This is a genomic window from Oceanobacillus kimchii X50 (assembly GCF_000340475.1).
Classification (GTDB): domain Bacteria; phylum Bacillota; class Bacilli; order Bacillales; family Amphibacillaceae; genus Oceanobacillus; species Oceanobacillus kimchii.
In genome coordinates this window covers 2,366,083-2,387,657 of sequence record NZ_CM001792.1, presented here as the reverse complement: position 1 = coordinate 2,387,657, position 21,575 = coordinate 2,366,083, and the positions used below count along the sequence as shown (strand labels likewise).

General features: G+C 35.3%; 18 protein-coding genes and 1 riboswitch. Of the genes, 9 read left to right on the top strand and 9 right to left on the bottom strand.

Annotation, left to right across the window (positions count from 1 at the left end):
* Positions 1-121 precede the first annotated feature (121 nt).
* The gene (gene deoD, locus C794_RS12400; protein WP_017797458.1) at positions 122-829 is read right to left on the bottom strand and encodes a purine-nucleoside phosphorylase; all 708 of its coding nucleotides are present in this window, start codon (positions 827-829) and stop codon (positions 122-124) included.
* Positions 830-1,050: 221 nt separating this feature from the next.
* Here deoD and C794_RS12395 point away from each other — a divergent pair, with 221 nt between their 5' ends.
* Positions 1,051-1,314: a phosphocarrier protein HPr gene (locus C794_RS12395; RefSeq protein WP_017797457.1), complete on the top strand. Its 264-nt coding sequence runs from the start codon at positions 1,051-1,053 to the stop codon at positions 1,312-1,314.
* 64 nt (positions 1,315-1,378) lie between these two features.
* On the opposite strand, the gene kapB is transcribed toward C794_RS12395, so the two are convergent.
* A complete protein-coding gene (gene kapB / locus C794_RS12390; protein WP_017797456.1) occupies positions 1,379-1,780 on the bottom strand; it encodes a kinase-associated lipoprotein KapB in 402 nt (133 codons plus the stop codon).
* Between the two features lie 107 nt (positions 1,781-1,887).
* Between kapB and C794_RS12385 the strand changes: the two genes are divergently transcribed.
* Complete coding sequence (locus C794_RS12385; RefSeq protein WP_139136353.1) at positions 1,888-2,112, top strand: hypothetical protein; 225 nt, start codon at positions 1,888-1,890, stop codon at positions 2,110-2,112.
* 83 nt (positions 2,113-2,195) lie between these two features.
* Complete coding sequence (locus tag C794_RS12380) at positions 2,196-2,783, top strand: superoxide dismutase family protein (RefSeq protein ID WP_017797454.1); 588 nt, start codon at positions 2,196-2,198, stop codon at positions 2,781-2,783.
* A gap of 370 nt (positions 2,784-3,153) precedes the next feature.
* Here the strand turns inward: C794_RS12380 and C794_RS12375 are convergent, their stop codons facing one another.
* On the bottom strand, positions 3,154-4,326 hold the full coding sequence (locus C794_RS12375) for a MalY/PatB family protein (protein ID WP_017797453.1): 1,173 nt from the start codon (positions 4,324-4,326) through the stop codon (positions 3,154-3,156).
* A gap of 250 nt (positions 4,327-4,576) precedes the next feature.
* On the opposite strand from C794_RS12375, the gene C794_RS12370 reads away from it, so the two are divergent.
* Positions 4,577-6,691 (top strand): RNA polymerase sigma factor, encoded by a 2,115-nt coding sequence (locus tag C794_RS12370; RefSeq protein ID WP_017797452.1) that lies wholly within the window; start codon positions 4,577-4,579, stop codon positions 6,689-6,691.
* Positions 6,692-6,730: 39 nt separating this feature from the next.
* Here the strand turns inward: C794_RS12370 and C794_RS12365 are convergent, their stop codons facing one another.
* From C794_RS12365 to C794_RS12350, 4 genes are all read right to left on the bottom strand, one after another.
* A complete protein-coding gene (locus C794_RS12365) occupies positions 6,731-8,077 on the bottom strand; it encodes a glucose-6-phosphate isomerase (protein ID WP_017797451.1) in 1,347 nt (448 codons plus the stop codon).
* A 133-nt stretch (positions 8,078-8,210) separates the two neighbouring features.
* The gene (yugI, locus tag C794_RS12360) at positions 8,211-8,579 is read right to left on the bottom strand and encodes a S1 domain-containing post-transcriptional regulator GSP13 (protein ID WP_017797450.1); all 369 of its coding nucleotides are present in this window, start codon (positions 8,577-8,579) and stop codon (positions 8,211-8,213) included.
* Between the two features lie 91 nt (positions 8,580-8,670).
* Entirely contained in the window at positions 8,671-9,669 is a 999-nt protein-coding gene (locus C794_RS12355) for a potassium channel family protein (protein WP_017797449.1), read from the bottom strand.
* 123 nt (positions 9,670-9,792) lie between these two features.
* Positions 9,793-10,329, bottom strand: a complete 537-nt coding sequence (locus C794_RS12350) for a thioredoxin family protein (RefSeq protein WP_017797448.1) — start codon at positions 10,327-10,329, stop codon at positions 9,793-9,795.
* A 113-nt stretch (positions 10,330-10,442) separates the two neighbouring features.
* On the opposite strand from C794_RS12350, the gene C794_RS12345 reads away from it, so the two are divergent.
* The 4 genes from C794_RS12345 to C794_RS12330 all read left to right on the top strand — a co-directional run bounded on the left by C794_RS12345 (position 10,443) and on the right by C794_RS12330 (position 18,591).
* Positions 10,443-11,501 (top strand): M20/M25/M40 family metallo-hydrolase, encoded by a 1,059-nt coding sequence (locus C794_RS12345; protein WP_017797447.1) that lies wholly within the window; start codon positions 10,443-10,445, stop codon positions 11,499-11,501.
* 599 nt (positions 11,502-12,100) lie between these two features.
* The gene (locus tag C794_RS12340) at positions 12,101-16,420 is read left to right on the top strand and encodes a S8 family peptidase (RefSeq protein ID WP_039819789.1); all 4,320 of its coding nucleotides are present in this window, start codon (positions 12,101-12,103) and stop codon (positions 16,418-16,420) included.
* Between the two features lie 168 nt (positions 16,421-16,588).
* A complete protein-coding gene (eutH, locus tag C794_RS12335) occupies positions 16,589-17,692 on the top strand; it encodes an ethanolamine utilization protein EutH (RefSeq protein ID WP_017797445.1) in 1,104 nt (367 codons plus the stop codon).
* Between the two features lie 34 nt (positions 17,693-17,726).
* Positions 17,727-17,850, top strand: a riboswitch (FMN riboswitch).
* Between the two features lie 153 nt (positions 17,851-18,003).
* Positions 18,004-18,591, top strand: a complete 588-nt coding sequence (locus C794_RS12330) for an ECF transporter S component (RefSeq protein ID WP_017797444.1) — start codon at positions 18,004-18,006, stop codon at positions 18,589-18,591.
* Positions 18,592-18,702: 111 nt separating this feature from the next.
* Here the strand turns inward: C794_RS12330 and C794_RS12325 are convergent, their stop codons facing one another.
* Positions 18,703-19,050 carry a TraR/DksA C4-type zinc finger protein gene (locus C794_RS12325; protein WP_017797443.1) on the bottom strand — a complete coding sequence of 116 codons (348 nt, stop codon included), beginning with the start codon at positions 19,048-19,050 and terminating at the stop codon, positions 18,703-18,705.
* An 18-nt stretch (positions 19,051-19,068) separates the two neighbouring features.
* Positions 19,069-20,004: a 1,4-dihydroxy-2-naphthoate polyprenyltransferase gene (locus C794_RS12320; RefSeq protein ID WP_017797442.1), complete on the bottom strand. Its 936-nt coding sequence runs from the start codon at positions 20,002-20,004 to the stop codon at positions 19,069-19,071.
* A gap of 184 nt (positions 20,005-20,188) precedes the next feature.
* On the opposite strand from C794_RS12320, the gene C794_RS12315 reads away from it, so the two are divergent.
* Complete coding sequence (locus tag C794_RS12315; RefSeq protein WP_017797441.1) at positions 20,189-21,574, top strand: isochorismate synthase; 1,386 nt, start codon at positions 20,189-20,191, stop codon at positions 21,572-21,574.
* Position 21,575 lies beyond the last annotated feature (1 nt).

Genomic DNA, 21,575 nt, shown 5'->3' with positions numbered 1-21,575 from the left:
GTTCCTCCTTTCTGATAGTTTTACTATAGTTAGATTCATAAATTTTGTCAACCTTATATTTATTCAGGGTGACAATGTTGGGTAAAAAAACACCCAGCAATCATATGCCGGGCGAAGTAGTTTATTTTATAATGGTGTCTAGGGCGATCTCCATCATTTCATTAAATGTTGTTTGTCTTTCTTCTGCAGATGTTTCTTCACCAGTTAAAATATGATCGGAAACCGTCAATACAGAAAGTGCTTGTCTACCATATTTAGCTGCTAGTGTATATAGAGCTGTAGATTCCATTTCAATAGCAAGTACTTGATATTTTGCCAGTAATTCATTCACCTGCTGTGCATTATCACGATAGAATGTATCGCTTGTGAACACATTACCGACTCGTAATTGAAGTCCTTTATCTACTCCGGCGTCATATGCATTTTTTAGTAGTTCAAAATCTGCAATTGGTGCATAGTCGATTCCGTTAAAAATAAGTCGGTTCATTTGAGAATCTGTTGTAGCTCCCTGGGCTAAAATGACGTCTCGAACGTTAACGTCCTTCTGAATAGCACCACATGTACCTACTCGAATTAATTTTTTCACATCATAGCTTTGTATTAATTCATTTACATAGATAGAAATAGAAGGTACGCCCATTCCTGTTCCTTGAACAGATATACGTTCACCTTTATAGGTACCAGTATAGCCATACATTCCTCGAACTTCATTATATAATTTTGGTTTTTCTAAAAAAGTCTCTGCAATAAATTTTGCACGGAGTGGGTCTCCTGGTAAAAGTATTTTATCTGCAATTTCTCCTTGTTTTGCTCCAATATGTACACTCATGTTCTTGCCTCCTTGAAATAGTTGCTATTTCTAGATTAAAGTTATCATAATCGTATTTGAAAAACAATTAAATTTAATATTAATAAAAATTTAGTTATCGGTTTCATCTTTTACGATTTTTGTATATAATAAACGTAGGTTTATGTGAAATATTTAACGTTGAGTATATAGACAAGCATAAACAATCATAGAGAAAATATGGTGTGGAAGGGTGAAATGTAATGAAATCACAAACATTTACGATTACTGCTGAAACTGGAGTTCATGCTCGTCCTGCAACTTTATTAGTAAATAAGGCTGGACAATTCGATTCTGAAATCGAAGTTTCTTACAAAGGCAAGCAAGTTAACTTGAAATCGATAATGGGCGTTATGTCTTTAGGTATTCCAAAAGGCGCAGAAATCGAAGTTACTGCTGATGGTAAAGACGAGGAAGACGCACTTAACGGTGTAGCAGAAGTAATTAAAGAACATCTTGGTGAATAATTTGTTTTCATATAATGTTAAAAAAACCCTTGTAGACGGATGTATTCCGTTACAAGGGTTTCTTTTAGTCATGAGGGCTTTTCTTATAATGAGTTGCTTCGAGTTGTTCTAACTTCCTTAGACATTGTAAATCGAACGCTGTTGGATTTTGGCTTAGCTTTTCTTTATAAGTAGTAACTGCTGTTTGTAATGATTCGTCATAATGAGGTATTTCTTCTGTAGAATAGGCGTGAACAGCTGGTTTTTTGACATTCATTTTTTCTTTAAATGATAGTGCTTTCCGCTCATGAAAGAAAACATCTTCACCAGTTTGACCATAATTATGTAGATCTCCTTGAAGAGGGTGTTTTAATACTGCTCTTACTTCCACTAGATATTGTTGTCCACGATCTTCTTGGACAATTCCAATATAAGTTCCGGATTTATAATGTGCTTTGACAATATCGCCTTTATTAAAGTTACTCATTTACATCACTCCCTTTATTCATTTTGCCAAAAATAAGATAAAAATGCGAACGATGTTATCTAATATTTGGAAACGGAGTCATGTTTGTTATAATAGGTGGGAAAGGTGTGAATACATTGATGAAAATGATAATTTTAATGCCGTTTCTTTATTTTCCAGAAGATAAAACCGAATATATACCAGCAGTGATTTCTCTAGCGATATTTATTGTTTTGGCAGTAGTTGCCATGCGATTGATGATGAAAAAATCAAGAAACGATGAAAAGAAGTTTAATGAAAAATATAGTAAAGAAATAAAACAAGCGAAACAGACAGAATCACATTCAAAATAATTGTATGGAAACATTTCACTGATTTTTGTTTAGATTATCAAACATTGCAGATACTGATATAAAAGAGGAAAGGAGTCTATGATATGCGTCCTCTAGTATTAGGATTAACAATGAGTCTTTCATTGTTATTATCTGCGTGCTTACTTCATAATCCGAAATCGCTAACTGTAGAAATGTACAATATAGATGGTGACCGAGTAGGAACAGCTTTATTAAGTGAACAAGAAGATGCTGTAGCTATTGAATTGGACTTAGAAGGGCTTCAACCAGGATTTCATGCCATACATGTTCATGAATATGGAAGGTGCGAAGGCCCAGATTTTACTACAGCTGGTAATCATCTGAATCCCGAAGGTAAGGAACATGGAATGATGCATCCAGAAGGTCCACACTTAGGAGATTTGCCAAATATTGAAGCAGATGCTGGTGGTCTAGTACATGCTGAACTTGAACTTTCAGGAGCAACGTTGCAAGAAGGGAAAAACTCATTAATAAATAATAATGGGACAGCATTAATTGTCCATGAAGGTCAAGACGATGGAATGAGCCAACCGGGTGGAGATTCCGGGACTAGAATTGTTTGTGGGGAGATTCATGCAGAAAAGGAATCAGGAGAATCTGAAAAAGCCCCAACTGATCCAACGGAGCAAAATGATGAACAAGAAGAATAAGTAAATGTATTAAGTCGGCAGAGACATAATAATAAGTTTTTGGTCAAAAGACGGATGAAAGCTAGAATAAGCGTAAGAAATATACGTAGACTTCTATCATGAAAATAACCATTTTCATTCTCTGTGGTGCATGTTGCTTTTTGCAATACATGTAAACTGTGGGAGAGGGAGACTAGGTGAGACCTCGATTCATAAGTATCCCGAGGCTCACCAGCCATCTGCAAAAAGCGGAGTATATTTCTAGAGCGGGCTTTTTAAAAGCTATTTATTCGAATTATCTTTTGAATAAATACTTTTGTACTAGCCCCTAATTTTTAATCCACATGTAACGCGCAGTAATACCCCTAATTAAATGAACTTTTACGTTATATTACATTGATTGAACGGCAGAAATAATTCGCTTGATGCCCTCTTCTAATGTTGCTCTTGGGCAAGCGATGTTAATACGCATGAACGTGTCACCCTCTATGCCATAATCCTGTCCAGCGTTTAATCCAACACGAGCCTGTTCAACCATAAATTTCTTTAATTCCTGCTTATTTAATCCTAGCGAAGAACAATCCACCCATAGCAAATAGGTGCCTTCCGCATGCGTAACTTTTAAATCAGGTGCATGTGCTTCGAACATTTTACGTACATAATGTGCATGTTGTTCTAACACTTGTACTAACTCATCTAACCAGGAATCTCCATGGCGATAGGCTGCTTCCATAGCTGTATTTCCCATCGTATTTAACATATTATGAAAACCTTGACGATGGAACGCTTTATCTAACTTTTGACGGTTTTCTTTATTTGAAGTAATCACATAAGAAGCGTCTAAACCAGCTAAATTAAATGTCTTTGAAGGTGCCATACATGTAATCGTATTATCAGCTACTTCTTCAGATAACGTAGCAATAGGTATATGCTTTTGACCAGGAAAAACTAGGTCTGCATGAATCTCATCGGAAAAAATCATCACATCATACTGCAAACATAATTCCGCCATTTTTTGTAACTCTTCTTTTTTCCATACTCGACCAACTGGATTATGCGGAGAACAAAGAATAAATGCTTTTACTCCATCTGCTAATTTTTTCTCTAGATCATGAAAATCAATAGTATAATATTGATTTTCATAAACAAGCGGGTTCTTTACTATTTCTCTATCTAATTCTTTAATCAAATTATAAAAGGGTGTATACACTGGTGTTTGAATTAAGATATTGTCACCAGGTTCAGTAAATGCTTGAACCGCCATATGTAGACTATTCACTACCCCAGGACTATAAGATAACCAAGATGGATCAATAGACCAATCATGCCTACGGTGTAACCAATTGACAACAGCAGAACTTACATCACTATCAATTGCTGTGTAACCATAAATTCCATGTTTTGCACGTTCTATTAATGCCTGATTGACTTCTTCAGGAGCTTTAAAATCCATGTCTGCTACCCACATTGGCAATACATCATTGGATTGAAAAACTTCTTGTACCATATCCCATTTAACGGATCTGGTTTGCTTTCTATCAAATACTTCTTCAAAAATACTCATTGAGAAACCTCCTACCTATGTAAATGTAATGTTACTATTATAACAAAGAGTATGGGGAAAAAGGCAAAAAAAAAGCAAAGCGTTCGAGCGCCTTGCCTACAGGGGGAATACGAGAAAGTCTTACAGTTATAGTATTACCCCATGTACAAAATTATAAACAAGAAAAGTAGAATTTTTTTTAGAAATTTTGGAACAAAAATGGTTCTTATAACGTTATATATGTATATTAAACATTAGAAAGGGGATTTGTTTGGAAGATCAACAGATAATAAGTTATTTTTTAAATAATAAATTTGAAATAGGAATCGAGTTATTCATAGAGAAATATCGTTCGATCGTAGAACGATTTGTTTTTCAATTAGGTGTTCATCCTAATAAAACTTCAGATGTTGTACGGGATGCATTTTTAAAAATCAGTAAGAGCTTCAAAAATTATCCAGATCAAGATACAAACTTATCAACTTTGCTATATAAGATTACATTAAATGTTGTTAAAAACTACAAGCGTAAAGAAAAAAGAAAACGTAATTCGGAGGAGAAGTTAAAACAGCAACACGAATTTTTGACTGATTATTTCGAAAACAAAATTCACGTTCTACTGCATGAATGTATACAACAATTAGAAGATAAATATAAATTTGCACTTATTCTTTATTATATTCATGATAAATCATATGAAGAGATTGCTGTTATTTTACAAATATCACCAGATGCAGTAGAAAATAAAATTAACCTCGGCAGAGAATCATTAAAAAAGAAGTTTACTACAGAAATGAATGATATACATAAATGGCTAAAGTCCTTAAATGAAGAGTATAAGAAACTTCCAGAAAAGACTTCTACACAACAACTTCTTCATGCTGTAAAATGGCAAAATGAAAAAAAGAAGAAAAATTGGATCCCGAAGATTGTTGTAATATTTGGTTTAGTATTATTTGTATTATTTGCAATTCCAATGTTTGATGATTTTCAACAACCTACCATAACCGAACAAGAAAAAATGGAACAGTATTTTGAGCGGAAAAAAGAAGAATATAAGCAAAGCCTTGGTGTAGAAAGTGTAGATAACTTTATTCAGGTGAAACAAGCAAAAGATGTAGTTATTCTGTTTAGGGATAAGCTAGTTACAGGTGAAGATACTGATGCAGATGACATTCAATGGTACAAAGATATGATTATGACACTTTTAACAACGCCTAAACAACTTGCAGAGGAACAGAGAAAGGAGAACACGATATTTCTAAATCATCCAGATTATTATACCATACAAGTTAGTAATCACACCTCACTAGAACATTACTTAAGCAGTTTGTTTAAAAAACATTCTCTTGATAAGGACCTCCAACAAGAAATTATAAATAACCAAGAAAGTATAGATGAAATAGATGTACCAGAAGATATCGTATCAGCTATAGATGCAATTAAAGATAACGGTTATATCATCGAGCAATTAGAGGATGCTACAAGTCTTAGTTTGACTGTAGATGAAAGTTGGGCAATACAGTATATTCAAGATGTTGATGGTTCTGAGCCATATGTACATGTGATATCCATCCAAGAAGACTTAGACTCTTATTACAATGGAGAACCTATTAATTTAAAAGATATTCTCTTACGAATAGAAGAAATTTATACAACATATCCAGATGATCGTCATACAATTTTCGTTCAACAAGAATTAGCTTTAATCGGTCAGTATGTGTTAATAGATTATTTATTTGTAAGAGATAAATTTAACTCTTATGAAATAGATACAAAAAATCCGTTATCTGAAGAGCATCAAAGAGAGCTGCTATTCTTTGTTCACAACCATCATGATTCTATCTATTGGAGTGTAGTAAATGAAGTAGTTCAAGAATTACAGAGAAATAATTGGATTCCTGTAGAAGAATTGGCACATCAGGAGTATTGGTATATTTTTGTAGAACCCTATCAAAATTTAACGAAGGATAGCTTTTTATCTTTGGATAAGTGGCCGGTTGTCGATACGACGCATGACATTTATCAAAATTATATTGAACAGAATAAGCAGCTTACTGCTCTATCTGATGCGTCTGCAAGTGAGGTATTGTCACTTTTTATGTATGCTTCCGTGAAGCCAGATGAAAAGCTTGTTAACAAATTAAAGACGGAGAATGGTTTAGAAATAGCGATTTATGACTGGTATGACATTTGGAGAAATAGTTATTATTTTATTGAATTAAAGAAAGAAGAAGATAAAGCGGTTTATGATTTCATATCTTTTCCTAATATATATACTGAAGAGGAGACTTTTCAGATTTCAATTGAGTTAATTAAGCAGGAAGGTATCTGGTTAATAAATAGAATATATGATAGAACCAAAACAAAAGAGGCTCCATCTTAAGAGCCTCTTTATCATTGAGTCAATTTTCGCTTTTTCTTATCACAAACGCTTTTCTAATTCTTCTTTTTGATCCTCAAACCCTGGTTTTCCTAGTAAAGCAAACATATTCTTTTTATATGCCTCAACTCCAGGCTGATCAAACGGATTAACACCTAAAATATATCCGCTTATTGCACATGCTTTTTCAAAGAAATAGACAAGATACCCAAAAGTATATGCATCTAATCTAGGAACTTCTACGATTAAGTTTGGTACATCTCCGTCCGTATGCGCAAGCAGTGTTCCCTGGAAAGCTTTATCGTTAATTTCATGAATTGACTTACCAGCTAAGTAATTTAATCCATCTAGATCTGATTCTTCTTTTTCTAATGTTAAATCTTTTTTTGGTTCATTGACGTGTAAGATGGTTTCGAATATATTACGACGTCCCTCTTGAATGTATTGTCCAAGTGAATGAAGATCTGTAGTAAAGTTTGCTGATGAAGGATAAATCCCTTTTTGGTCTTTTCCTTCACTTTCTCCAAATAGTTGTTTCCACCACTCAGAGAAGTATTGTAAGCTCGGCTCATAATTGATTAATAACTCGGTAACTTTTCCTTTTTGGTAAAGAATATTTCTTACGGCTGCATATTGATATGCTGGATTTTCAGATACGACTGGATTAGCAAGGTCTTCCATTGCAGCTTTAGCACCTTCCATCATGTCGTCGATGTTGATGCCACTAGCAGCGATTGGAAGTAAACCTACTGCTGTTAATACGGAGTATCGCCCTCCAACATCATCAGGAATTACAAACGTTTCAAAATCATTAGAATCTGCAGTTGTTTTTAAAGCACCTTTGGCACGGTCAGTTGTTGCATAAATACGCTTTTTCGCTTCGTCTTGACCATATTTTTCTTCGAGGTATTTTTTGAAAATACGAAAAGCAATTGCAGGCTCCGTTGTCGTTCCACTCTTTGAGATAACATTAATGGAGAAATCTTTGTCTTTAAGAATATCAAAAAGCTCAGACATATAGGTTGAACTTAAATGATGACCAACAAAAATAACTTGTGGAACTTGGCGTTTGTCCTTAGAAAGAAGGTTTTGGAAAGAATGATTTAACATTTCAAGTGCTGCTTTAGCGCCTAAATATGAGCCACCAATTCCAATAACAAGTAAAATGTCGGAGTCTTTTTTAATCTTTTCAGCTGCAGCCTTTATTCGTTTATATTCTTCACGGTTATAATTTCTAGGTAAGTCAAGCCAACCTAAGAAGTCCTTTCCTGCACCAATACGTTCATGAATCATTTGATGTGCAGTGTGAACAAATGGTTCTAAATTTGTAATTTCTTGTTTCTCGAAAAATGACAATGCCTTTTCATAGTTAAAGGATACATGTGTCATGGTAGTTCCTCCTCTGTTAAAGCAATTATTTCTATAATTTAACTTTAAGCGATACCGTTTGTGAAATCAAGAACAAGCCCTTTACAAATAAAAAGACTCTACATCATAATTGGTGTAGAGTCTTTAAAAATCATTATTTGTTATCGGATTGATTAATCCATTCTTGTAGCTTGTCTTTTAACGTATTAAAACCAGCTGAATCATTTGATTGTGTGGAAACAGCTTGCTTTTTAGGTTTTTCTGTATTAGCTTTTGGCGCTTCTTCTGTAGCACGAATAGAAAGAGATACTTTATTTCTCTCATCATCTACGTTAATAACTTTTACTTTAACTTCATCTCCTACAGATAAATGTTCGTTAATGTCTTTTACATATCCATGTGTAATTTCAGAGATGTGAACTAAACCTTGTGTTTCTTCATCTACAGAAACAAATGCTCCATAAGGTTGAATTCCTGTTACTTTACCTTCTATAATCTGACCAGCTTCTAATTTGTTAGTCATGCTGAACAACTCCTATATCTTATATATTCGATTCTTTGAACACAATAAAATACTATAACATACTTTAAAAAAATCGGCAAAGGCGACGAAATCACCAATTTGTAATCGTAATAAGAATATCGTTCTCTTCCATAATAAAATCTGGTTTTGGATGGATGGTATAAGCATCATCTCTTATGAGACCTAGTACTAGATAACCTTGGTGTAAGAAATTATTAACTACTTTACTGAATGTCTCTTCCTCTAAATCAAGCGGTAATTTTTGATGAGAGAATTGCTGCTGTACTAAAAGCTGATCAATATCTTCAAAAGGTGTAGCCTGCATGAGATGGTCTAATTCATGAAAGAAAAGACTGCTCATAAAGTCATTAGAGCGAATAATCGTTGTAGCACCTGCACGTATGGCATTCTCGATTTGTTTTTTTGATAAAATTTCTGTCACAATAGGAAGAGTCATATGATTCCCTCTCATGGCTATAGTAGTCATAATAGAATAGGTATCTGCTTGTTTTTCGTCTTTAGTGATATCTGCAGTGATAAGTACACAGTTAGCATTCGCAATGTTTGCTTTTTTGATCGTGTCGTCTTCGGTAGCGTCACCTTGGATAAAGTGTACTGGATATTCTTTATACGTTAATTTGTTTACGGTTTTATCTATTACGACGATTCTTCTGCCTGGATAATACTCTAAGACGAGTTTCATAAGTTGTCTCGTGCGTTCATTCCAACCAACAAATATGAAGTGATCATGTCCATGAAATGCTAAGCGACCATTCTCGAGATCTTGCTCTCTTTTTAATGTAGTAGTGGATAATGAAGAAATATAAAAAGCTATAAGCCCACCACCTGTTAATATTAATAGTATGCCGATGATTCTTCCTGTAGGAGTGAGCGGAACATAGTCACCGTAACCTACCGTAGCCGCAGTAACAAAAGCCCACCAAATTCCGTCAAACGCTGTGGGGAATTGTAAAGGTTCAATAAAATGTATAATTATCCCAAAGAAACTCATTGTAATTAATACAATCATTAATAATTTCAATATAATTGGTATACGAAAATAAATACGTTTTATGTAGCGGATATTCATAAAGGATCCACCTCACTGTTTTTTACTCGCTACGTTTCTAAACGTGCGCTTGCGCTTTTGTTCTAGTATGTGCGTTTTAGTTAGATACTTATTCTAAAATAACAGTGAGGGGTGGGGGAGTTTCTAAACTAAGGTATTTTTAATACTGCTGTAGACAGCATTCCACATATCTTGATTATCTCTATAAGATTTCGTTAGGAAAAGATACATTTCTTTCTGTTTTTCTTCGAAGTCAGTAGCTTCTCTTGGAGGAAGTTGTTCTCGTGCATTATCTACAAATTCTTGTATCTTTTCTGCACGAGGTCCCCATTTAGCTACTTCTTTCCCGTCTTCATCAATAAAAATAAAGATAGGTATAGAACGTGATTTTCCGTTTGTTAAAAACTGGTCCATCAATTCGAGATTATCATCTCGTAATAAAATTCGTACGGGCATATCACTTTTCTCTGCTATACGTAAAAGTACAGGAATATTAAGCATAGCATCGCCACACCAATCTTCTGTTAAAACGATGACACGAAGGGATTGATTATCAAGTGACAATTTCTCCGGTAACTGAAAATGGTCATAGATATGTAAGAGACTTTCCTTATGAATCGTCATTGATTCGATATAGTCATCTACTGACATACCTTTATTATACCAGTCATTTAATTGCATGTATGTACACCTCTTTTACATAATTTGATATAGTTAGTGTACCCATTAATTTACGGATGGTAAACTAAAGTGCCTAGGAATTAGTGCTTTCATTACTTAAGGAGGACAAATAAATGGAAAAATTACAGTACGATTTTTTGATGAATTTACTAAGAACTCCATCTCCATCTAGTATGGAAATGGATATTCAAATGAAATGGATGGAATATGTTAAGCCTTATGCTGACGAAATACGTACGGATAATGCCGGAAATGCAATTGCTGTATTAAATCCGGAAGCGGAATTCAAGGTCTTATTAGCGGGGCATTGTGATGAGATTGCATTAGTTATAAATCGAATTGATGATAATGGATTTCTCTACATTGATAAAATGGGGGGGATCAATCCAAAAGCAGCGGTTGGTATGAAAGTAGAAGTACTAGGGTATCAAAAAATAATAACAGGGGTAATTGGTGTCAATGCACAACATCATGGGGGGTTAAAAGGTGATTTTGATCTAGAAGATTTATTTATTGATTGTGGTTTTACTTCAAAACAAGAGGCAACTAAATATGTACAGATAGGTGATTTAGCTGTCTATAAAACGGAGCCAGAGCTATTACAAGATCGATATATTGCGGGGCGAGGATTAGACAATCGTACAGGAGCATTTATGGTAGCAGAAGTGATCCGTATCTTATCAGAAAAAAATCTTCCTATCGGTGTTTATGCAGTTAGTACAGTTAATGAAGAAACAAATATGGGAGGAGCCTATTTTGCTGCAGCTGCTATTCAGCCAACGATGGCACTTGCTGTTGATGTTACTTTTGCAACAGATTACCCAAAAGTGAATAAAGAAAAATATGGTGAAGTTTATTTAGAAGGGGGACCTGTTTTAGCAAAAGGTGCACCGATTAATCGAAAAATAAATCTTTGGCTGGAAAATGCAGCTAAGGAAGCAAATATAAAAGTTCAATACGAACTAACACCACGTATGACAGGAACGGATGCTGATCGAATGCGACTTACTGGTAAAGGTGTTCCTGTATCATTGGTTTCTTTACCGTTACGTTATATGCATTCACCTGTCGAAACAGCAAGCAAACAGGATATGGAAGAAGAAGTGCAGTTAATGGTATCCATGTTATCTAATCTTTCAGGGAAAGAGAGTTTAAATCCATTAAATGATTAAAACTTAAACTAACCAATATACTCTTTTTCGTAGTGATACGTGAGGGAGTATTTTTAATTTTTAACAAAAGTGATATATTTCAGAAATGAATTGTAATGTTTTGTAAAATAAAGAGATGTGATAGCTATATATGAAGATATTCCTTGATTCTTATCTATGAATATAATGAACTATAAATTTATATGTCAATTTATAATCTATTAAAAATGTCATGAATTTCATCGTGATTTCTGTAACTTTATGATTAAATTTCTACTTTTTAGAAAAGTGTTACAATTAAGTGTAACATTACTTAGTACCTCTGATTCATTTTTGTAATCTAAAATTTTCTGATAATAAGTGAAATAAGGTTTGTCTACCTAATTGTAGTTATAAAGTCTATGTAATTTCCAGTGAAAAAATCCTACATTTCTATCAATTTAGAATATTCTGATTTAATTCGACTCAAATCGACAAAAATCATTCCTTTCATTTACTATACTTGCATTAACAGCAAGAACAACTTACACAAATACGCATATCATCGACAATTTAGAAAAAGGAGGAAGTGTTGTTTTTTTATAGAATTATCCGTCGATTTTATGCAACTTGTTCTAAAAATGAGGGGAGGAAAAGATTTGAGAAAAAAGAAAAAACGTCAGACAAAAGCATTTAGTCTTGTTGCTACAGTAGCAATGACGTTATCTCTAATTACACCTGGACTATCTTATGCAGAAAGTGGGAAAACAAGTCTTTCTTTAAATGATTCCAATCAAGTGACCGAAGCTAAAGTCAGTGACCGATTGATGAAAAACTTTAAAGATGATGAAAAGGTGACATTCCTTGTTAAATTCAATGAGAAGGCAGACGTTAAAAAAGTTGCTAAAGAAGCAAGGAGTACTGCACAAAAAGCGAGTTTATCAGCAGCTAAATTGGAACATATCCAACGCTCTGCTGTAATCTCGGAGTTGAAAGCTACTTCCATTGATTCCCAAGCAGAAGTCATTGAATATTTAGAATCAGAAATTGAAAAAGGGAATGCAAAAGATCTCAAATCTTATCATATTGTCAATGGTATTGCAGTAACAGCAACGAAAGAGGTTGCAGAAAAAATCGCTACATTTTCTGAAGTAGAAAAGGTACTTCCGAACGAAACACGTGAATTATATACGACTGTAGATAAAGATGCAGAAACACCAAAATCTGATGTGGCTAATGTAGAATGGAACGTTGAAAGAGTTGGTGCTCCAGCTGCATGGAACATGGGATTTGATGGTTCTGGTGTTGTTGTAGCTAGTATTGATACTGGTGCACAATTTGATCACCCTGCATTAGCAGAAAAATATCGTGGGTATGATTCGGCATCTGGTGAAGTAGATCATACGTATAGTTGGTATGATGCCACTGCTGGTCAAGAAATACCTTATGACGACCAAGGCCATGGTACGCATGTAACTGGAACGATGGTTGGTAGTGAGCCAGATGGTGCTAACCAAGTAGGTGTTGCTCCTGGTGCTCAGTGGATCGCTGTTAAGGCATTTACTGCAGCTGGTGGAACAGATGTTGATTTGCTAGATGCTGCAGAGTGGATTCTTGCTCCTGGTGGAGATGCTTCAATGGCACCTGATGTTGTCAATAATTCTTGGGGTGGCGGACCGGGATTAGATGAATGGTATCGTGATGTTGTTATTGCTTGGAGAGCAGCGGAAATCTTCCCTGAATTCTCTGCTGGTAATACTACGTTAACGAATCCAGGTGGTCCTGGATCGGTTGCAGTTCCAGCTAACTATCCAGAATCATTTGCAACTGGTGCAACGGATATAAATGATAGCTTAGCATCCTTCTCATTACAAGGACCTTCTCCATATGAAGGGGATGTTAAACCTGACATTTCAGCACCTGGTGTAAATATCCGATCCTCTGTACCTGGTGGCGGATATGAAGGTGGATGGAATGGAACATCAATGGCTGGTCCTGCTGTATCAGGTGCAGCGGCTTTATTAATACAAGCAGATCCAAGTTTGTCAGTGGATGATTTAGAGGAAATTCTTATAAATACAGCACAGCCACTTACAGATGGGGCTTTCCCAGAATCACCAAATATGGGATATGGATATGGTCTTGTAAATGCACATGATGCAGTTTCTTCTGTAGTGTCTGGACTTGGTACACTTGAAGGACAAGTTACAAAAGAAGGAGAAGATAACGAAGCTCCTACTTACGAACACGAAGCTCCAGTAGAAACGTACGAAGGAATGGATTTACCATTAACCATTAACGTTTCAGATAATATCAGTGTCTCTTCTGTAGATGTTGCATTTGGAGATGAAACATTATCCGCAGAACGAGTGTCTGGTGATTACAAATCTGGAGAGTATGCGGTAACTATACCGGGTGATAGTATTACTGGAGATTCATTCTCTTATCACTTTGTTATTAATGATTTTGGAGGAAATGAAGTAACAACTGATGAATATTCACTAGATGTATTGCCTGGAATTAGTGTAGGATACTTCACTGATTTCGAATCCAATCCATCTGGATGGCTAGTATCTGGTGATAATGCTAGCTGGAACAGAGGAGAACCGACTTCTGGACCTGGAGAAGCTTTCTCTGGAGATTATGTATATGCTACTAACACTGAAGGACAATATACAAACAATGAAAATAGCACATTATTAATGCCGCCTATTGATCTTCCAGAAGGTGAATCGTATTTACAGTTCCAGCATTGGTTTAATATCGAAAATAACTGGGATTTTGGTCATGTATTTATTTCTACAGACCAAGAGAACTGGACTCAATTGTTGCGTATAACAAATATATCTGACGGTTGGCAACAAGTAGAGTTGGATTTATCAGAGTATAGTGGTCAACGTGTATATATTGGATTTAACCTTGATACAGATGGAAGTGTAACACGTGATGGTTGGTATATCGATGATGTTGGCCTATCTGATGCTTCTGTTTCCAATGCAGTTGGTCTGAAAGAAGTGAAAGGATCAAATGCATTAACAATTGATCAGAAAGAATCTAACGTTGCAGTTGAAAAAGATGTTACGAAAAAAGAAAAAGTTGATCCGAATAAGGTCACACCTGCTATGCCAATAGTAGAAAAGGACAACAAAAAAGAATCAATTAATCCGACGTTATTGCCAATAAATGCGACAGTCAGTATTTTAGAATCAGGTAGATCAGTGAATACAGATCCAGCAAACGGTTCTTATTCATTTATGCACGCTGCTGGTGACTATACTGCAGTTGCAGAAGCATATGGCTTTCATTCTGCAGAACAATCTGTATCTATTGAAGATGATGCATCTACAACAGCTGACTTTACATTAGAAGAAATAGATCAATATACTATCACTGGTACTGTAACAGATGAAGATACCGGTGAGGGAGTAGAAGGTGCTATGGTAATTTTAGTAGAAGATGCAAACATTGCACCAGTTGAAACTGATGCAGATGGTAACTTCTCACTTTCTGCTTATGAAGGGAATTACACGTTAAAAGTGTTAGCTCAAGGATATCATCCAACAGAAGTTGAAGTTGACTTAGATGGTCAAGATGCTGAAGTAAATATCTCATTAGAACCATTCTATACCGTTCCAGGTGGAGAAATCGGTTATGATGATGGAACTGCTGAGAATGCTCGTGCTTACTATGATGCAGGAAACAAATGGGCAGTAAAAATGTCCTTAGATGAAGGTAGAGAATCTGCAATTGTTACTGATGGTGTGTTCCAATTCCACGGTACAGACTGGCCAAATCCAGGCGGAACAGAATTTGCAGTTGAAGTATGGGATGCGACTGGTCCAGATGGCACTCCTGGTGAACGTATTGCAGGTCCGGTAGAAGCAGAAGCAATTCGAAGCCTTGATGAATGGACTGTAGTTGATTTATCTGAACATGCAATCCAAGTAGAAGGGGACTTCTATATGGTATATGTTCAAACTGGAGTAAATCCTAATGTACCAGGACTTGCTACGGATGAGAATGGCCCAAATGCAGGAAGAAGCTACCAAAGTGTGGCAGGAGCATGGTCTCCATCACCTGAAGTTGAGGGCAACTATATGATTCGTGCTCGAGTAGCTTACGGTGTAGATGATCCAATTATTACTACTCCTGCAGAAGATTATATTACAAATGAATCAGAATTAACTGTTGCAGGAACTGCTTCACCTACAACAACCTTACAACTATTGAACAATGGAGAAGATGTTGGTACTGCAGAAGTTGGAGATAGTGGAGAGTTCTCTATTCCAGTTGATTTAACGGAAGGTGCAAACGAACTCCAAGCTCAAACAATTATGGAAGAAGTCGTTGTTGGAGAATCGGATACTGTAACGGTTACTCTAGATACTGAATCACCAGAATTAACGATTGATAATCCTTCAGATGGGGATAAGACTAATCGTGAAACAGTGACAGTAGAAGGTACTGTTGCAGATGAAAACCTAGACTATGTCGAAGTTAATGGGCAGCAAGCATCTGTAGAAGATGGTGCTTATTCTAAACGTATTTTACTTGATGAAGGCGAAAATACAATTGAAGTTGTTGCCGCTGACTTGGCTGGAAATACAACGACTGAATCAGTCACTATAGAAGTGGATTACACTGCTCCTGAAATTGAAAATGTAACTCCAACAGAAGATGTACATCTCAGTGCGGGAGAAAGTGTGAAAATTGAGTTTGAAGCTGATCCAGGTTTACGTGCAACTTATGTTATTCATATGCCATTAACGAACCTTGGACTTACGAATGCAACTGAACTTCCAATGATGGAAGTTTCAGAAGGTAAGTATGTTGGTTATTGGACTGCTACGAGTAATGCAGTTGCAGATGGTGCAGTTATTGAAGTTATTGCAAAAGATAGCTTCGGTAATGAAACAAGAGAACAAGCTGAAGGAAAACTATTTATTAATCTAGAAGAATAGTAATAGCTTGTTACAGTAAAAGTCTGTAGAAAAGGAAGAAATTTCTTTCCTACAGACTTTTTTCTATTTTAAAAATTCTATTAATGTATTGTTTAATCTATATTTGATATAGTGTATGCTGGGTTAAGAATAACCATTTTTTATATGGATATACATAAGGGGAAAGGTATGAATATAAATGAAATTATAATGTTGATATTAGCAGCTTTTTTATTACTTGGTGGTATTGATTATTTAGCTGGTAATCGCTTAGGCTTGGGGGAAAAATTTAAAGAAGGAATTATGTCTATGGGGACGTTAGCATTAGTAATAGTAGGAATAGTCTCTTTAGCTCCAGTAATTGCTAATATTTTGACTCCGATCGTAACACCTTTATACAGATGGATTGGGGCAGACCCATCTACATTTGCGAATACAATATTGGCATTAGATATGGGTGGACAAGCACTTGCAGAACAAATGGCTGAAAGCAATGAAGCTGCGTTATTTGCTTGGGTATTTTTAGGTACTATGCTCGGACCAACGATTTCATTTACCATACCAGTTGCACTTAGTATGATTACAAAACAAGATCATTCGTATTTTGCGAAGGGGATAATGATTGGAATTAGTACAATCCCTATTGGTTGCTTAATTGGAGGATTTTATGCTGGACTTGACTGGTCTATGATGTTTCGAAATCTTGTAATTCCAATTGTGTTTTCAATTTGTATTTTAATAGGACTACTATTTTTTGCTGACAATATGATGATACTATTTCATTGGTTAGGTAAAACAGTAACAACAATTGCGTTAATTGGATTATTAGCGATTGGTATTGAAACCATTACTGAAATCACAGTTATTCCGGGGTTAGCTCCTCTAGAAGATGGTATCCAAATAGTCGGATTAATCGCAATTGTGTTAGCTGGTGCCTTTCCATTTGTTGCAGTAATTACAAAACTTGCTTCGAAACATTTACAAAAGATTGGTAATAGTTTACAAATAAATTCAGCTTCTACGGCAGGGCTTATAGCATCTGTAGCTCATGTGATTCCTATGCTAGCATTATTAACGCAAATGAATGAACGTGGAAAGGTTATGAATGTAGCTTTTGCAGTGAGTGGTGCATTTGTATTTGGTGGCCATTTAGGTTTTGTTGCAGGTATAGAATCATCCATGGTGATTGCGATGATAATAGGAAAGTTATCTTCTGGTATTTCAGCAATTGTGTTAGCGTTGTTACTTACTTCATCAAAAGATAGTAATATACTTGCTAAAAATTCAATGTGAAGGTATAATGGTTTCTAACAAATAAATATTCGATTCCAATCTTCGGGGCAGGGTGTAATTCCCGACCGGCGGTAAAGTCCGCGAGCTGCATACGTATTGTGGTTGATCTGGTTAGATTCCAGTACCGACAGTTATAGTCTGGATGGGAGAAGATGTCGATCATGTTTGTGTTACACATTTTTTGTGTGCATTATTTGACGATGTATTCAAACCCTAGGGCTCCGCTCTAGGGTTTTATTAATGAAACACATAACAGGTAATCGTCCTTCATCACAAGATCGGAGTCGAATGAATTGATGGAGGAGACACAGATGCAAAAATCGAAAAGAAACAATTTATTAAAGTTAATTATCATTGCGTTATTAAGTACAATTTCATTGGTATTATTTTTTATTAATTTTCCATTACCATTTTTACCGACACCATATTTAAAAGTAGACTTTAGTGATGTACCTGCTTTGATAGCTTCATTGATTTTCTCCCCAATTGCAGGCATTGTAGTAGTTGGTTTTAAGAATTTATTGTATCTTGCAGTTTCCGGATCTGCAGATCCAATTGGAGTTATGTCAAACTTTATTGCAGGCGTAATGTTAGTTGTTCCAGTTTCTATGATTTATCACCGAGTAAAAGGTATGAAAGGATTACTAACTGGATTAGTTATTGGTACGCTTGTGATGGCAATTGGAATGAGTGTTATGAATTACTATCTGATTTTACCGGCTTATGGTTGGTTTATGGGATGGGAAATGTCTAATCAAGTTAAATGGATATCTGTTATAGCAGGTGTATTACCATTTAATATGTTAAAAGGTGTATTTATTGCAGTATTGTTTATTCCATTATTTATAAAATTACAAGCCTGGGTTCAACAACAACAAACAAGGTTTTCTCTAAAATAAATTAAAAAGCTTCGCAACCACAATGGTAGCGAAGCTTTTTAGATATATAAGGAATTTTGAAATTTATGTGCGGTGGAGAACCAACTACTTCTGGCACAAACGAAGTGCTTTTTAATAGTTTTCTTCTTCCTCTGATACTAAAAGACGGGCAGTGGGCATTACTTCTAATCGTTCTTCTGGAATAGGTTCACCTGATTTTTCACTAATCCCATACGTACCATCTTCGATCCTTTGCAATGCATCTTCAATTTCTTGTAATTGATCTTCTCGCATCAGATTAAGACCAGCATCTCGTTGTTGTTCAAATTGTTCTGTACCCAAATCCGCTGGATGATTATCAAAATTAGTGAGTTCATCAGAACTCGTATTATTGTCTTGTCTATCCTCTAAATCCTCTTTCATTTGCTGTAATTTCTTTTTAAAATAATTTAACTTATCTTTACTTAATTTATTTGTCATAGTTCCATCCTTTCAAAGTTATAACAATGCTGTTATAAGTAGTGATAGCCCTAATAACATTCCATACATTGTGTTTGTTTTTGCAGTAGCGCCCATCGCCGGCATCATTTCAATCGATGTTTTCTTACCTTGGAATTTCTTAATGACTCCATATGCTTTTGGGACACTTAAGAAAGTGATAAAGGACCAAATCGGAAGGAACCCGATAAAGATATACAATAAGGTCATAATATACGCCAACGCCATTAATGTCCCAAGTAGTGCAACGGATCGTTCTTTGCCAATCAAGACTGCAATAGTTTTTCTACCTCCGCGTTTGTCCCCTTCGCGATCTCGGATATTGTTTGCAAAATTGATACAACCGATAAAGATAGTAATAGGTATTGAAACCCAAATTATTTCCGAAGTTATCGTCTCCGTTTGAATATAGTAAGTAATACCAATTATCACGGATCCCATCAATACTCCTGAGAATAATTCTCCAAATGGAGTATATGAAATTGGAATAGGGCCTCCAGTATATAAATAACCAATTATCATACAAATTAAACCAATTATTGCAACCCACCAACTAGACATCACACAAATGTATATTCCCAGTAAAACAGATATTCCATAAAATAGGAATGCTAAATTTCGAATATGTTTTGGATCTATCCCATCACGTACAATAGATCCTCCAATCCCAACAGATTGATCATTATCTAATCCACGAACAAAATCATAATACTCATTAAACATATTGGTAGCTGATTGAATTAATAAAGAAGCTATTAACATTGCTATGAAAATCAACCAGTTAATGGTACCTTCATTAAATGCAATCATTGTTCCAACAAAAACTGGGACAAATGATGCGGTCAACGTGTGTGGTCGAAGTAGTCGCCACCAAACGTGAATTCCTTCACGTTCATTTAATAATTTTTTCATATTCGATGTATCTTTTGATTGCATTGAAATAAGCCTCCTGATTTGTCTATATCATATTAATTTTATGGAAAGGTTAAGAAGGTGTCAATGTATGTTATAATCAGGAATTTTTTCGAAATAATAGGCTTTTCTTGAGAAACTCGTAAAAAGAGCATAAAATAAGGAAGGATATAATTAATTTACGATATTATGTCGGGGGTTCATAGGAATGATTGGAATAGAAGAAAAACAACTAGCAATTCTTGTTGATAAAGCAATTAATGAAATGTTATCTGAAGATCAAGCTAAGTTGTTTAGTTACACGAAAAAAATTAACCATCCTAACATATACTCTTTTTTGCAATTAGCAGGAGATAGGAAATTAACAAGAAGTTTCTGGTCGAGTAATTCGAACGATGTAACCATTCTTGGTGCTGGACAGGCAGTTACCATACAAGCGGAAGGTCAGCGTTTTCGATCAATAGAAAATGATTGGAATGAGTTGTTGAAAAGAGCCACTATTCACAATCCTTTTGAAAAGCAAGGAACTGGAATTGTAGGACTAGGTGGTTTTGCATTTGATCCAAAAAAAGAATCAACACACTTGTGGCGTAATTTTCCAGCTGGTCAATTAACGATACCTCAAGTTATGGTTACAATAGTAGACAATCAATGTTATTTAACTTTCAATATGTATTTGCATACAAATGATCATGGCTTTCAATTAATGGAAGAATACAAAGAATTGGAGTCTTATTTATTAGGAGAATCGAATTTTTTAAAACAAGATATTAACATGATTGAAAAGAAAGAAGTAAATCCACAACAATGGATGCATACTGTTCAAAAAGCAACAGAAGAAATGAAAACTTCCATTACCAATAAGATTGTATTGGCAAGAGAGATTCGTTTACGTTTTGATAAACGAGCAGATATTCCCTCGATTATAAGAAAACTATTAGAAACGCAATCGAATAGTTATATTTTTGCATATGAGATTGACGGCGATTGTTTTGTAGGGGCTACTCCTGAACGACTTGTTAAAGTGGAAGGAAATAAATTATTTTCTACTTGTCTCGCAGGTACTGCACCAAGAGGAAAGACAACTAAAGAAGACCAAAAAATTGCTGAGGATCTTTTTACAGATCCAAAGAATCGAAAAGAGCATGACTATGTTGTTCAAATGATTAGAAAAGCAGTTGAAAGATACTGTACTAATGTAGATATTCCTAGTGAACCACAAGTGTATATCTATAAGACATTACAACATCTTTATACACCTGTAACTGCTAAATTAATGAATAGCAATAGTATCTTCTCTATTATAGAGGAACTTCATCCAACTCCAGCTTTAGGTGGAACACCTAGGGAAGAATCCATGTCTTTTATTAGAAATAATGAACGGTTAGACAGAGGTTGGTACGGTGCTCCTATTGGATGGCTAGATAGTAATAATAATGGTGAGTTTGCCGTAGCTATACGTTCTGCCATGATTCAAGGAACTGAGGCGTCACTTTTTGCAGGCTGCGGAATTGTATCAGATTCAGATCCAGTGAGTGAATATGAAGAAACAAATATTAAATTGATGCCAATGCTCTCTGTTTTAGGAGGATAGA

Excerpts from the sequence above, each read along its gene's own strand:
- deoD (WP_017797458.1), bottom strand. The coding sequence starts at position 829 with ATGAGTGTACATATTGGAGCAAAACAAGGAGAAATTGCAGATAAAATA.
- C794_RS12395 (WP_017797457.1), top strand. The coding sequence starts at position 1,051 with ATGAAATCACAAACATTTACGATTACTGCTGAAACTGGAGTTCATGCT.
- kapB (WP_017797456.1), bottom strand. The coding sequence starts at position 1,780 with ATGAGTAACTTTAATAAAGGCGATATTGTCAAAGCACATTATAAATCC.
- C794_RS12380 (WP_017797454.1), top strand. The coding sequence starts at position 2,196 with ATGCGTCCTCTAGTATTAGGATTAACAATGAGTCTTTCATTGTTATTA.
- C794_RS12375 (WP_017797453.1), bottom strand. The coding sequence starts at position 4,326 with ATGAGTATTTTTGAAGAAGTATTTGATAGAAAGCAAACCAGATCCGTT.
- C794_RS12365 (WP_017797451.1), bottom strand. The coding sequence starts at position 8,077 with ATGACACATGTATCCTTTAACTATGAAAAGGCATTGTCATTTTTCGAG.
- yugI (WP_017797450.1), bottom strand. The coding sequence starts at position 8,579 with ATGACTAACAAATTAGAAGCTGGTCAGATTATAGAAGGTAAAGTAACA.
- C794_RS12355 (WP_017797449.1), bottom strand. The coding sequence starts at position 9,669 with ATGAATATCCGCTACATAAAACGTATTTATTTTCGTATACCAATTATA.
- C794_RS12350 (WP_017797448.1), bottom strand. The coding sequence starts at position 10,329 with ATGCAATTAAATGACTGGTATAATAAAGGTATGTCAGTAGATGACTAT.
- C794_RS12345 (WP_017797447.1), top strand. The coding sequence starts at position 10,443 with ATGGAAAAATTACAGTACGATTTTTTGATGAATTTACTAAGAACTCCA.
- C794_RS12340 (WP_039819789.1), top strand. The coding sequence starts at position 12,101 with ATGAGGGGAGGAAAAGATTTGAGAAAAAAGAAAAAACGTCAGACAAAA.
- eutH (WP_017797445.1), top strand. The coding sequence starts at position 16,589 with ATGAATATAAATGAAATTATAATGTTGATATTAGCAGCTTTTTTATTA.
- C794_RS12330 (WP_017797444.1), top strand. The coding sequence starts at position 18,004 with ATGCAAAAATCGAAAAGAAACAATTTATTAAAGTTAATTATCATTGCG.
- C794_RS12325 (WP_017797443.1), bottom strand. The coding sequence starts at position 19,050 with ATGACAAATAAATTAAGTAAAGATAAGTTAAATTATTTTAAAAAGAAA.
- C794_RS12320 (WP_017797442.1), bottom strand. The coding sequence starts at position 20,004 with ATGCAATCAAAAGATACATCGAATATGAAAAAATTATTAAATGAACGT.
- C794_RS12315 (WP_017797441.1), top strand. The coding sequence starts at position 20,189 with ATGATTGGAATAGAAGAAAAACAACTAGCAATTCTTGTTGATAAAGCA.